The following is a 12,109-nucleotide window of genomic DNA, read 5'->3' as shown; positions in this document are numbered from 1 at the left end:
ATCGCGCGGCGATGACTATTTTCTGGATCATGACCGCCCTGATCACGGCGCTCGCCGGCCTGCTGGTGCTGGCCGGCGCGCGGCGCGGCGCGGATGCGGGCGAAGGCGTCGCCGTCCTGACCGCGGCGGCCGAACTGGCCGAGCTGGACCGGCTGAAGGCCCGCGGCCTGCTGGACGAGGCCGGCTGGACCGCCGCCCGCGCCGAGGCCGGACGGCGCATCCTGTCGGCGGAGCGTGACGCCGTTCCCGTTCGGGCGGGAAGGCGGGACCGGTTGTGGGTGCTCGCCGGGGTCGGCGCCACGGCTGTCGCGGCCCTCGGCCTGTATGCGATCTCGGGCGCCCCCGGTCTGCCGGATCAGGCCTGGGAGCGGCGCGTGGACGAGTGGGCCGCGGACCTGGACACGCTTGAAGCGCCGCAGATTGCGGCGGTCGCCGCCCGGGTCGTGCGCGAGCGGCCCGACGACCATCAGGCCCTGACCATGCTGGGGGCGGCGCGTTTCGAGGCGGGCGATCCGGCCGGCGCGGCTTCGGCCTTCCGACGGGCCCTGGCCCTCCAGCCGGACGACGCCCAGAGCTGGGCGCGGCTGGGCGAAAGCCTGGTCCGGGCCGACGAAGGCAGGGTGGGCGCGGACGCCGAGGCGGCTTTCGTTCAGGCCTTTCGTCGCGATCCCGGTCAACTGGGCGCGCGCTATTTCCTCGGCGAGGCGGCCATGGCCCGCGGCGACCGCGCGGGCGTTCGGGCCATGTGGACCCCGCTGATCGCGGCGCTGGATCCCGCCGATCCTCGGCGGATTGACCTCGAGACGCGGATTCAAGCCATGGACGTCGCTGGATGAGCTGGCTTCCCAAATCGCCCAAGGCCCGGCGCCGTCTCTGGGTCGTGGCGGCCGTGACGCCCGTCCTGGCCCTGGCGGTGGGCCTGTCGCTCTACGCGATGCGCGACAGCGTCACCTTCTTCTTCTCGCCCTCCGAAGCCACGGCGGACAAGGCGCCCGCGGGCCGGGTCGTTCGTCTGGGCGGTCTGGTCGAGGCCGGCAGCGTGGCGCGCGGCGCGGATGGCGAGGTCGCCTTCGCCGTCACCGACAATGTCGCGACCACCCGCGTGGTCTATCAGGGCGATCTGCCGGACCTGTTCCGCGAAGGGCAGGGCGTGGTGGCGCAGGGCGCCTTCCTGCCCGACCGCTCGTTCCGCGCCACCCAGGTGCTGGCCAAGCACGATGAAAACTACATGCCCCGCGAAGTCGCCGACCGGCTGAAAGCCAAGGGCGAATGGCGGCCTGAAGGCGAGGCCCCGCGCTCATGATCGTCGAACTGGGCGCCTTCGCCCTCGTCCTCGCCCTTGTCCTGTCGGCGCTGCAGACGGCCATGGCGGTGGCCGGCCGGATGCGCCGCAGTCCCGTGCTGGCGGGCGCGGCCGAGGGCGCGGCCATCGCCGCCGCCCTGGCCGTCGCCGTCGCCTTCGGCGTGCTGATCCTCGCCTTCGCCGTTTCGGACTTCTCGGTCGCCAATGTCGCGGCCAACAGCCACACCGACAAGCCGATGCTCTACAAGGTGGCCGCCGCCTGGGGCAGCCACGAAGGGTCGCTGGTCCTGTGGTGTCTGGTCCTGACCGTTTTCGGCGCGGTGCTGGCGCGGGCCCGCAACCTGTCATTCGGGCTCAAGATCTCGGCTGTCGGGACACAGGGCATGCTGGGCGTGTTGTTCCTCGCCTTCGCCGTCTTCACCTCGAACCCGTTCGAGCGGCTGAACCCCGCCCCCTTCCAGGGGGCGTCGCTGAACCCCCTGCTGCAGGACCCCGCGCTCGCCTTCCATCCGCCCATGCTCTACGCCGGCTATGTCGGGTTTTCCGTCTGTTTCTCGCTGGCGGTGGCCGCCCTGATCGAGGGCCGCGCCAACGCCAGCTTCTGGCCCGCCTGGGGCCGCTGGGTCCGGCCGTGGGCCCTGGCCAGTTGGTCCCTCCTGACCGTCGGCATCACCATGGGCGCCTTCTGGGCCTATTACGAACTGGGCTGGGGCGGCTGGTGGTTCTGGGATCCCGTCGAGAACGCCAGCTTCATGCCGTGGCTGGCCGGCGCCGCCCTGCTGCACAGCGCGGTGGTCACCGAGCGTCGCGGCGCCCTGGCCGGCTGGACCACCTTCCTCGCCCTGCTGGCCTTCACCTTCTCCATGCTGGGCGCCTTCCTCGTTCGCTCCGGCGTGCTGACCAGCGTCCACGCCTTCGCCGTCGATCCCGAACGCGGCATGATGCTGCTGGCCGTTCTGGGGGTCACCGCGGGCGCCGCCTTCGCCCTGTTCGCCTGGCGCAGCCCCCAGCTTCGGGGCGGCGGCCAGTTCGCCCCGGTCAGCCGCGAAGGCGCGCTGGTGCTGAACAACCTGTTCCTCACCGCCGCCTGCGCCACCGTGCTGCTGGGCACCCTCTATCCGCTGATCCTCGAGGCGGCGAGCGGCGCGACCATCTCGGTCGGCCCGCCCTATTTCGCCCTGACCTTCGTTCCCCTGATGGCCGTCGCCTTCCTGATCCTGCCCGCCGGACCGTTGCTGGCGTGGAAGCGCGGCGATCTGAAGGGGGTCGGCCAGCGACTGGCCGTCGCCGCGGGCCTCGCCATTCTGGTCGCCCTGGCGGGCTGGATGGCGTTCGAACCCCGCAAGGCCCTGTCCGCGGCCGGGATCGGGCTGGGCGGCTGGCTTGTGCTCGGCTCCCTGGCCGAGGTGGCCGAGCGGATCCGGCTCTTCCGCACGGGACCGGCCGAGAGCCTGCGCCGCGCGCGGAGCCTGCCGCTCGGCTCATGGGGCACGGTCCTGGCGCACGCCGGGCTGGGGGTGTTCGTCCTCGGGGCGGTGGTCGAGACCGGCTACCGCGTCGAGGCCGCCCGCACCGTCGCCGTCGGCGAGACCGTGACCGCCGGGCGCTACAGCGTGCGGCTGGACGGCGTCCGTATCGTCGAGGGCCCGAACTATCTGTCAGAGCGAGGCGATCTGACCGTCTCCCTGCGCGACGGCGGCGCGGCCCGCGTCGTCACGGCCGAGCGCCGCTTCTTCCCAGCGGGCGGGCAGACCACGACCGAGGTGGGGCTGGATTTCCGGGGTCTGGACGACGTCTATGTCGTTCTGGGCGAGCGGGGCCAGACCGCCGCCGGCGCCCCGGCCTGGAGCGTGCGCGTCTGGTGGAACCCGTGGGCGCGGTTGATCTTCCTCGGCCCCTTCATCATGGCGTTCGGCGGGGTCCTGTCCCTGCTCGACCGGCGCCTGAGGCTCGGTCTCGGCAAGCGCAAGGCGGCGACATGAAACGCGCCCTGCTCATCGCCCTGGCCGCCGTCGGCCTGATGGCCGCCGAGCCGCCGCCCGCGCCCGACCGCCCCCTGCCCGACGCGGCGCAGGAGGCCCGCGCCAAGGCCCTGTTCGCCGACATCCGCTGCGTCGTCTGCCAGCACGAGGCCATCGCCGACAGTCCCGCCGGCATCGCCGCCGACATGCGCCGGCTGGTGCGCGAGGAGATCGCCGCCGGCCGCACAGACGCCCAGGTGCGCGAGGATCTGGTCCGCCGCTACGGCGACTTCGTCCTGTTCAAGCCGCCGGTGCGCGCCGGCACCTGGCTGCTGTGGTTCGGCCCTCTCGCCGCCCTGCTGGCGGTCGCCGCCGCCCTGCTGGCGATGGCCCGCCGCCGAGGTGAGGGAACTCCCGCCCTGTCTCCCGACGAGGAAGCCCGGCTGGCGGATATTCTCGCCTCGCAAGAGGATCGCCGCGATCCTGACGCAAAGGCGTCCGACGACTGACGTTTGCCGGGGCCTATCATCGCGCCATGCTTTGGTGAAAAGGCTCACCGTCCTATATTCCGTGTCGAACGGGCGGTTCACGCCCGAAAAGGATCGCAAAGAACTCCATGATGAAGCGCAAGGAATTCATGCTGGGGGCCGTCGCCGGCCTCGCCTTCGCCGCCGCCGCCACCGCGGGCGGGGTGATCGACTGGCCGACCGCCGAGGCGAGCCCCGTCGCGGGCGTCAGCGGCCGTCTGGCGCCCAGCGCCGGCGGCTCGGGCCTGGCCTTCGCGCCGCCGCAGGGCGCGCCGCTCAGCTTCGCCGACATCTTCCAGCAGGTCGCCCCCGCCGTGGTGCAGATCGAGGTCAAGACGCGGATCGCGCGTCCCAACATGATCCAGATTCCGGGCCTCCCCTTCGCGATTCCGAACCCCGGCGGCGGTCAGGATAACGAAGACGGCGCGGACGACGAGGGCGCCGCGACCGCCATGGGCGCCGGCTCGGGCTTCTTCATCGCCGCCAACGGCTTCATCGTCACCAACAACCACGTCGTCGCCGACGCCACCGAGATCAAGGTAAAGCTGGCCGACGGCCGCGAACTGGACGGGCGTCTGGTTGGCCGCGACGAGGCGACAGACCTGGCGGTGATCAAGGTCGAAGGCAACGACTTCCCCTTCGTCAATTTCGAGGAGTCCGCCCAGCCCCGCGTTGGAGACTGGGTTATCGCCGTCGGCAACCCGTTCGGGCTCGGCGGCACGGCGACGGCGGGGATCGTTTCCGCGACGGCTCGCCAAGGTGGTGCGCTGGACCGGACCGACCGGGGCTTCGTCGACTACCTCCAGATCGATGCGGCCATAAACACCGGTAACTCGGGGGGGCCGACGTTTGATATCTACGGCCGGGTCATCGGCGTGAACTCGGCGATCTATTCGCCCAGCCCCACGGGCGGGTCTGTCGGCATCGGCTTCGCCATTCCTGCATCCGTCGCGAATTCCGTAACCAGGGAATTGATCGAGAAGGGTTCGATCGCGCGTGGATATGTTGGTCTTACACTGCAGACGTTCGGGCCCGACGATTGGGAGGGGCTGGGGCAACCTCGCGATTTCAAGGGCGCCTATGTAGCGTCGATCACCCCTGGCGCACCGGCCGATCGAGCCGGCGTTCGGGAGGGCGATCTTCTGGTGGGTGTCGATGGCAAGCCCGTTTCCAACGGAACCGAGGCCACGCGCGCGGTGAGCGGTTCTCGTCCGGGCGAGAGCATTGAGCTGAACGTCATACGCGATGGTCGGCGGCGTTCGATCAACGTCCGAACCGGCACGCGACCTTCGGAAGCGGAGCTCGACGCCCAGCAGGCCGGCGGAGGCGGCGCGGTGACGCCGGACACGCCGCCCGCCGTGCGGGGCGACGTGGTGGAAGGAATGACGGTCGTGCCGCTGACCGACACATTGCGATCGCGCTATGGCGTCCCGGCCGAGACGACAGGGGTCCTGATCTCCGGGGTCGAGCGCGGAACGCCCGCAGCCCGCACCCAGATTCTGCAGCCGGGAATTGTCATCGTGGGCGCGGGGACCCGGAAGGTTCAATCCCCGGCCGATCTGTCGGCCGCCGTTGCGGACGCCAAACGCGCCGGCCGTCCGAGCCTTCTTCTGTTCCTTAGCGCGGCCGGTCAACGCGGCACCGTGGTCCTTCGCTTTGCGGAGAACTAGAGCTTCAACTCTCCGTGAACCCGTCGACAACTCTGGGGTGTTACGTCAGCGTTGCAGGTGGAGGCGCGGAGGCCTCTGACGGGATAATTGTCTGGAGGAAGAGCATGCTGAAAATCCGTATGAAACGGCTTGGCCTGTTGCTCGGCTTCACATCAGCGATCCTTGCGGCGCCTGCGGTTGCTCAAGAGCATCAGCAGCAAGTCGGAGACGAGACGACAACAACCGAATGGTGTTACTACAATCATCATCCTGACACTGGAAAAATTGCAAAATACTGCGAAGTAACGATTTCGTCTTCCGCTGGAAGCTTGACGTACGGTTATTGGAAAACTGACGGAACTGGTCCCGTTTACGCGTAGGGCGCGCCGGCAGCGACGCTGCTGATCGACATGGCCCCGCTGAGGTGACCAAGTCGCCGCCGATGCGCTAACATCGGCGGCGATTCCGCATCTGAGGGGCTGATTCCATGCGTATTCTGGTGGTCGAGGACGACGCCGAGGCCGCGACCGCGATGGTCCGTGGCCTGACAGAGGCGGGCCATGAGCCCACCCACGCCGTCGACGGCGCCTTCGGCCTGCTGGAGGCCCAGAAGGGCGGCTATGACGTCTATGTCGTCGACCGCATGATGCCCCGCCTCGACGGCATCGGCATGGTCGAGACCCTGCGCAAGGACGGCGACCAGACTCCGGTGCTGTTCCTCTCCGCCCTCGGCGAGGTCGAGGACCGCGTCACCGGCCTCAAGGCCGGCGCCGACGACTATCTGGTCAAGCCCTACGCCTTCTCCGAGCTGATCGCCCGCGTCGAGGCCCTGTCGCGCCGTCGCGAGACCGGCTCGGTCGCCACCATGCTGAAGGTCGGCGATCTGGAGATGAACCTCATTTCCCGGTCCGTGCACCGCTCGGGCCGCGAGATCGACCTGCAGCCGCGCGAATTCCAGCTGCTGGAGTTCCTGATGCGCCACGCCGGCCAGTCGGTGACCCGCACCATGCTGCTGGAGAAGGTCTGGGAATATCATTTCGACCCCCAGACCAATGTCATCGACGTCCACATCAGCCGGCTGCGCGCCAAGATCGACAAGGGTTTCGATCACGCCATGCTGCAGACCGTACGCGGAGCGGGCTACCGGCTGGAGCCCTGACGGGTGGATGAGTTTCAATCTCCCTCCCCCTTGTGGGGAGGGTGGCTGCCGCGAAGCGGCAGCCGGGTGGGGAGGGCTCGGCGCCATGGCCATCGTTGCTCGCGCCCGCGCCATGCGAAAGGCTCTTACGCCCGCTGAAGCGAGGTTGTGGGTGTTCCTGCGGCCGCTCCGGAAGGAAGGGTTTCACTTTCGCCGCCAGGCGCCAGTACGGGGCTACATCCTCGATTTTGTCTGTTTCGATCGGCGCCTGGTTGTCGAGGTAGATGGATCGTCCCATTACAATGAGGACCGAGGGCGGAAGGATCGCGTGCGAGACGCGGTTCTGGCTGGTGAAGGTTTCCAGACGTTGCGAGTGCCCAACGAAACGGTTCGGGATGATATCGACGGCGTGATCGAGAGCGTGCGGGCGCTCTGCCGAGCCGCCCCCACCCGGTCGCCGCTTCGCGACGACCACCCTCCCCACAAGGGGGAGGGAGAAGACGATCTATGAAACTCCCCTCCCTCCTTCGCCGCACGCCCTTCCGGCTGACGCTGCTGTTCCTCGCCCTGTTCGCGGCGGCGGCCAGCGCGATCCTGGCCTGGGTCTATTACGCCTCGGCGGAGGAGGCGCGCACCAAGGCCGAGCGGGACGTGCGCGGCGAGATGCAGGTGCTGACCGGCATCTACGACGCGCGTGGGCTGGACGCCCTGAATATGGCGGTGATCGACCGCACGCTGACCGGCCGCTACGAATATCTGTTGATGGACAAGGACGGCGACCGGATTACCGGCAGCCTCAGCATATCCCCCTTCGAAACCTTCGAGGGGGAGCGCCAGTGGATCACCTTCCCGTTCACGGACACCCTGCCCGACGGGACTGTGGTCCGGCCCCCGGTTCGCGGCGTGCAGGTGCGGCTGGCGGGCGGTGAGATGCTGTTTGTCGGGGCCTCGCTTATCGACACCGAGGCCTATCTGGCCCGCCTGACCCAGGCTCTTTGGGCCGCCATGGGTATCGTGCTCCTGCTCGGCCTCGCGGGCGGCATTCTGGTCAGCCGCAACCTCGAACGCTCCATGGGACGCCTCGGCAAGGTCGTCACCGCCGTGCAGGAGGGCGACCTCAAGGCGCGGGTCCCGGTCCGGAACTCGGGCGACGAGCTGGATGAACTGGGCGCCGGGCTGAACACCATGCTGGACCGGCTGGAAGGATCGATGGCCTCGATCCGCCACGCCGGCGACGCCATCGCCCATGACCTGCGCTCGCCCCTGACGCGGATGCGGGCCAAGCTGGAGGTGGCCCTGATGGACGCCGAGGCCGGCAAGATCGACGGCGTCGACGCCGTGCAGCTGGCGCTGGACGAGGCCGACAGCCTGCTGAAGACCTTCAACACCGTCCTGGCCATCGCCCGGCTGCAGGCGGCGGCGGGCCGCACGCCCGACCCGAAGGTGTTCGACGCCGCCGACCTGGCCGCCGACATGGCCGAACTCTACGAGCCCGCCAGCGAGGACAAGGGGCTGGAGTTCTCGGCCGAGATCGAGCGCGGCCTGATGATCGAGGGCAACCAGCCCTTCCTGGCCCAGGCCCTGGCCAACATCATCGACAACGCTATCAAATACACCCCGACCGGCGGCGCCGTCATGCTGCGGGCCCGCCGGCGGTCGTCGGGCGAGATCGAATTTTCCGTCACCGACACCGGCCCCGGCGTGCCCGAAGAGGACCGCGAACGGGTCATCGAACGGTTCGTGCGTCTGGACAACAGCCGCACCGAGGCCGGTTCGGGTCTGGGCCTGTCCCTCGTCGGCGCGGTGATGGAGGCGCACGGAGGGCGCATCATTCTGGACGAGGGGCCCGGCGCCTATGGCGGCTTCGGACCGGGCCTGCGGGTGGCGCTGGTCCTGCCGGCGGCGGAATGACCGTCGCCCCCGGCCCGCGCCTGGGCGCCTGCGGCCCGGTCGTCGACGCCGCCGCCGCCGCCCGGGCTTACGAACGGCTCATCGAACCGGCGGGGGAGGGCGGCTGGACCTCGACCCTCGAAGCCGCATGGCCCGCGCTGGCCCCTGTGTTCGCCGCCTCGCCCTATCTGTTCGGCCTCGCGCGACGCTGGCCCGAGCGCCTGCGCGCGGTCCTCGAGGACGGGCCCGATCCACGCCTGTCGGACATCCTGGCGGCGGCCGAAGCCCTGACCGGCGGCGCCGACGACATCCGCGCGCCCCTGCGGCGGCTGAAGGGCGAGCTCCATCTGCTGACCGCCCTGTGCGATCTCGGCGGGGTCTGGGATCTGGACGCGGTCACCTCGGCCCTCAGCCGGTTCGCCGACGTCTCGACCCGGGCCGCCCTGCGCGCCGTGGCTCACGATCAGCGCGAGCGCGGCAAGCTGATCTCGGCCGCGGATGATCCGCGCGGCCCGATCCCCGGCCTGTTCGGCCTCGCCATGGGCAAGCACGGCGCCTTCGAGCTCAACTACTCCTCCGACATCGACATCAGCCTGTTCTGGGAGCCCGAGGCGCTGCAGGACGCCCTGACCGAGGGCGTCGAGCCGCAGAAATTCCTCGACCGCATCGCCCAGGCCCTGTCGTCCCTGATGCAGGAGCGGACCGGCGACGGCTATGTCTTCCGCGTCGATCTGAGGCTGCGGCCCGATCCGTCCTCGACCCCGCCCGTCGTCGCCACGCCCTTCGCCCTGTCCTACTATGAAGGCGTCGGCCAGAACTGGGAGCGGGCCGCCTTCATCAAGGCCCGGGCCATGCTGGGCGATATCGGCGCGGGGCGCGACTTCCTGAAGGCCCTGACGCCCTTCATCTGGCGGCGCAGCCTCGACTTCCCCGCCATCCTCGACATCCAGTCGATCAAGCGGCAGATCCACGTGCACAAGACCGGCGAAGGTCTGGACGCCGCCGGCGCCAATCTGAAACTGGGCCGGGGCGGCATCCGCGAGATCGAATTCTTCGCCCAGACCCAGCAGCTGATTCTCGGCGGGCGCGACCCCGTCCTGCGCCATCCCCGCACGGTGGAGGCGCTCGCCCTCCTGCGCGACGCCGGCCATGTCAGCGCCGAGGCCTGCGCCGAGCTGGTCGCCAGCTACCGGACCCTGCGCGGCCTCGAGCATCGCGTGCAGATGCTCGACGACGAACAGACGCACATCCTGCCGGTCGATCCCGTCCGCCGGGCCGCGGTCGCGGCCCTGGCCGGACAGGGCGATCTCGCCGCCTTCGACGCCGGGGTCGAGGCCGTTCTGGTCGGCGTCAATCGCCGCTACGGCGAGCTGTTCGAGGGCGGGGAGTCGCTGTCGTCCCCCTGGGGCTCGCTGGTTTTCACGGGCGTCGAGAACGACCCCGAGACCCTGGTCACGCTGGCGCGGATGGGGTTCGACGAACCGGCCGGCATCGCCGATACGATCCGCAGCTGGCACCACGGCCGCATCCCCGCGACCCGCTCGGCGCGTGGGCGGGAGCTGTTCACCCGCCTGGCCCCCCGCCTGCTGACCTTGCTCGCCGACACCGGCGCGCCCAACGCCGCCTTCCGTCGGTTCGCGGTCTTCTTCGCCGGGCTCAACGCCGGCGTGCAGGTCCAGGCCCTGTTCCTGGCCCAGCCCAGGCTGTTCGAACAGGTGGTGGGGATGATGGCCTTCGCGCCCCGCCTCGCCCGCACCCTCGGCCGCTACCCCGCGGCGCTGGACAGCATGCTGGACGCCCGCTTCGACCAGGTCATCGACGAGGAGTCCGGCGTGGCGGACCAGCTGATGGCCGAGGTCGCCGCGGCGCCCGATTTTGAATCCGCCCTCGACGCGGCGCGGCGGATGCATCGGGACCAGATGTTCCGCATCGGCATCCAGACCCTGAGCGGCCGCGCCGATCCCGGGATCGCGGGGCGGGCGTACACCGCGCTCGCCGACGCCGTCATCGCCGCCCTGGCGCCCGCCGCCATGGCCGAGGCGGTGCGTCAGGGCGGGGCCCTGCCGGGCGGCGCGGCGGCCGTGATCGCCCTCGGCAAGGCCGGGTCGCGCGAGATGACCGCCAGCTCGGACCTTGACCTGATGACGGTGTACGACGCGCCTGACGAGGCCGTATCGGACGGCAAGGGCTGGGCTGCCGGCGTCTTCTATTCCCGCTTCACCCAACGGCTGATCGCGGCCCTGTCGGCGCATACGGCCGAGGGCGGGCTCTACGAGGTCGATATGCGGCTGCGCCCCGGCGCGGCCAAGGGGCCGGTGTCCCTGCGGCTGGAGGCGATCAAGGATTACTACGCCTCCGAGGCCGACACCTGGGAGTTCATGGCCCTGACCCGGGCGCGGGTGGTCTGGACCGACGACCCCGCATTCGGCGCGCGGGTGGAGGCGGCCATCGAGGCCATCCTGCGTCGTCCTCGCCCGGGTGCGGACGTCGCCGCGGACGCCCGGCGCATGCGCGACCTTATGGCCCGCGAGCGGCCGGGGCAGGGCGCCTGGGACCTGAAGCTCTCACCCGGCGGCCAGGTCGACGCCGAGTTCGTCGCCCAGGCCCGGCAGGTGGCCAGGGCGGCGGAGGGCGGCCCGCTGACGGTGTCGACGCTGGAAGCCCTGTCGGATCAGCCGGCCCTCGCCTCGGCCTGGCGGCTGCAGCAGGCGCTGAACCAGATCCTGAGCGCCGCCTTCGACGACAGGCCGGATCCGGATCACGAGCCCCAGGGTTTCCGGCGCCGTCTGGCCGAGGCGGCCGGCGTGGCCGATTTCGACGCCCTGAAAGCCCGCCTGGCCGAGGCCCGGATCGCCGCGCGCGCCGCCTTCGAAAGCGCCCTGCCGGCGCTCCGCGACGGAGACTGACGCGCCGGCCGTTTCACTCTCCAGACAGGGACACAGCGGCCGCACCAGGCGGCCATGGAGATCATGTGATGAAAAAGACCGTTATGGCCGGCGCGCTCGCCGCCCTGACCCTCGCCGCCGCAGGGGGCGTCGCCGTGGCCCAGCAGGGCGCGACCCAGGCCCCCGGGCCCCGGGCCATGCGCGCCGACGCTGACGGCGACAGCCGCATCAGCCAGGCCGAGTTCGTCGGTCAACGCGTGCAACGCCTGACCGCCGCCGACGCCAATCGCGACGGTTCGGTCACGCCGGAGGAAATGCGCGCCGTCGCCCAGGCGCGCATGGCCGGACGCGCCGACGCCCGCTTCCAGGGTCTGGACGCGAACAGCGACGGCGCCATCAGCCGCGCCGAGTTCGACGCCGCGCACGCCGCGCGCGCCGAAGCCCGTCCGGACCGCGGCGCCGGTGCGGCCCGCATGCATCGGGGCGCCGGCCGGATGGCCCACCATGGTCAAGGCGCAGGCCAGCGCGGCCCGGTCTCGATCGCCGAGGCCCAGGGCAAGGCCGAACAGGCGTTCACGCGTCTGGACGCGGACCGGGACGGCTTCATCACCGTCGCCGAACGCCACGCGGGAATGCAGGCCGGGCGCGAACGGCGCCACGAGCGGATGACAGAACGTCGCGCCGCCCGTCAGGGCCAGCGGCAGGCGTCGCCTCCGGCGCCCGCTTCGGAGTAGGGTGATGTCAGGGGCGACGGTC

The 12,109-nt window shown here is 70.6% G+C and carries 11 protein-coding genes; all 11 read left to right on the top strand.

The window, feature by feature from the left end; all coding sequences use genetic code 11:
* The first annotated feature begins 29 nt into the window (after positions 1–29).
* Positions 30–836 carry a c-type cytochrome biogenesis protein CcmI gene (gene ccmI, locus WC555_RS05805; protein ID WP_373252015.1) on the top strand — a complete coding sequence of 269 codons (807 nt, stop codon included), beginning with the start codon at positions 30–32 and terminating at the stop codon, positions 834–836.
* The gene (gene ccmE, locus WC555_RS05800) at positions 833–1,303 is read left to right on the top strand and encodes a cytochrome c maturation protein CcmE (protein ID WP_373252013.1); all 471 of its coding nucleotides are present in this window, start codon (positions 833–835) and stop codon (positions 1,301–1,303) included. The genes ccmI and ccmE overlap by 4 nt, the downstream gene beginning before the upstream one ends.
* Complete coding sequence (locus tag WC555_RS05795; RefSeq protein ID WP_373252011.1) at positions 1,300–3,285, top strand: heme lyase CcmF/NrfE family subunit; 1,986 nt, start codon at positions 1,300–1,302, stop codon at positions 3,283–3,285. Before ccmE ends, WC555_RS05795 begins: the two co-directional genes overlap by 4 nt.
* Positions 3,282–3,773, top strand: coding sequence for a cytochrome c-type biogenesis protein CcmH (locus tag WC555_RS05790; protein ID WP_373252010.1), 492 nt, complete (start codon positions 3,282–3,284; stop codon positions 3,771–3,773). The genes WC555_RS05795 and WC555_RS05790 overlap by 4 nt, the downstream gene beginning before the upstream one ends.
* A gap of 107 nt (positions 3,774–3,880) precedes the next feature.
* Positions 3,881–5,461 (top strand): trypsin-like peptidase domain-containing protein, encoded by a 1,581-nt coding sequence (locus WC555_RS05785; protein WP_373252007.1) that lies wholly within the window; start codon positions 3,881–3,883, stop codon positions 5,459–5,461.
* Between the two features lie 104 nt (positions 5,462–5,565).
* Positions 5,566–5,820, top strand: a complete 255-nt coding sequence (locus WC555_RS05780) for a hypothetical protein (protein ID WP_373252006.1) — start codon at positions 5,566–5,568, stop codon at positions 5,818–5,820.
* A 107-nt stretch (positions 5,821–5,927) separates the two neighbouring features.
* Positions 5,928–6,599, top strand: coding sequence for a response regulator transcription factor (locus WC555_RS05775; RefSeq protein ID WP_373252005.1), 672 nt, complete (start codon positions 5,928–5,930; stop codon positions 6,597–6,599).
* A gap of 85 nt (positions 6,600–6,684) precedes the next feature.
* On the top strand, positions 6,685–7,089 hold the full coding sequence (locus WC555_RS05770; protein ID WP_373252004.1) for an endonuclease domain-containing protein: 405 nt from the start codon (positions 6,685–6,687) through the stop codon (positions 7,087–7,089).
* Entirely contained in the window at positions 7,086–8,489 is a 1,404-nt protein-coding gene (locus tag WC555_RS05765; RefSeq protein WP_373252003.1) for a sensor histidine kinase, read from the top strand. The genes WC555_RS05770 and WC555_RS05765 overlap by 4 nt, the downstream gene beginning before the upstream one ends.
* Entirely contained in the window at positions 8,486–11,374 is a 2,889-nt protein-coding gene (locus WC555_RS05760) for a bifunctional [glutamine synthetase] adenylyltransferase/[glutamine synthetase]-adenylyl-L-tyrosine phosphorylase (protein ID WP_373252002.1), read from the top strand. Before WC555_RS05765 ends, WC555_RS05760 begins: the two co-directional genes overlap by 4 nt.
* A 68-nt stretch (positions 11,375–11,442) precedes the next feature.
* On the top strand, positions 11,443–12,087 hold the full coding sequence (locus tag WC555_RS05755) for an EF-hand domain-containing protein (RefSeq protein WP_373252000.1): 645 nt from the start codon (positions 11,443–11,445) through the stop codon (positions 12,085–12,087).
* Positions 12,088–12,109: the final 22 nt, after the last annotated feature.

The organism is Brevundimonas sp., from assembly GCF_041648615.1.
Lineage (GTDB): Bacteria > Pseudomonadota > Alphaproteobacteria > Caulobacterales > Caulobacteraceae > Brevundimonas.
Note: the sequence above shows the minus strand (reverse complement) of the source record. Positions and strands in the feature narration are given on the sequence as shown.

Excerpts from the sequence above, each read along its gene's own strand:
- ccmI (WP_373252015.1), top strand. The coding sequence starts at position 30 with ATGACCGCCCTGATCACGGCGCTCGCCGGCCTGCTGGTGCTGGCCGGC.
- ccmE (WP_373252013.1), top strand. The coding sequence starts at position 833 with ATGAGCTGGCTTCCCAAATCGCCCAAGGCCCGGCGCCGTCTCTGGGTC.
- WC555_RS05795 (WP_373252011.1), top strand. The coding sequence starts at position 1,300 with ATGATCGTCGAACTGGGCGCCTTCGCCCTCGTCCTCGCCCTTGTCCTG.
- WC555_RS05790 (WP_373252010.1), top strand. The coding sequence starts at position 3,282 with ATGAAACGCGCCCTGCTCATCGCCCTGGCCGCCGTCGGCCTGATGGCC.
- WC555_RS05785 (WP_373252007.1), top strand. The coding sequence starts at position 3,881 with ATGATGAAGCGCAAGGAATTCATGCTGGGGGCCGTCGCCGGCCTCGCC.
- WC555_RS05780 (WP_373252006.1), top strand. The coding sequence starts at position 5,566 with ATGCTGAAAATCCGTATGAAACGGCTTGGCCTGTTGCTCGGCTTCACA.
- WC555_RS05775 (WP_373252005.1), top strand. The coding sequence starts at position 5,928 with ATGCGTATTCTGGTGGTCGAGGACGACGCCGAGGCCGCGACCGCGATG.
- WC555_RS05770 (WP_373252004.1), top strand. The coding sequence starts at position 6,685 with ATGGCCATCGTTGCTCGCGCCCGCGCCATGCGAAAGGCTCTTACGCCC.
- WC555_RS05765 (WP_373252003.1), top strand. The coding sequence starts at position 7,086 with ATGAAACTCCCCTCCCTCCTTCGCCGCACGCCCTTCCGGCTGACGCTG.
- WC555_RS05760 (WP_373252002.1), top strand. The coding sequence starts at position 8,486 with ATGACCGTCGCCCCCGGCCCGCGCCTGGGCGCCTGCGGCCCGGTCGTC.
- WC555_RS05755 (WP_373252000.1), top strand. The coding sequence starts at position 11,443 with ATGAAAAAGACCGTTATGGCCGGCGCGCTCGCCGCCCTGACCCTCGCC.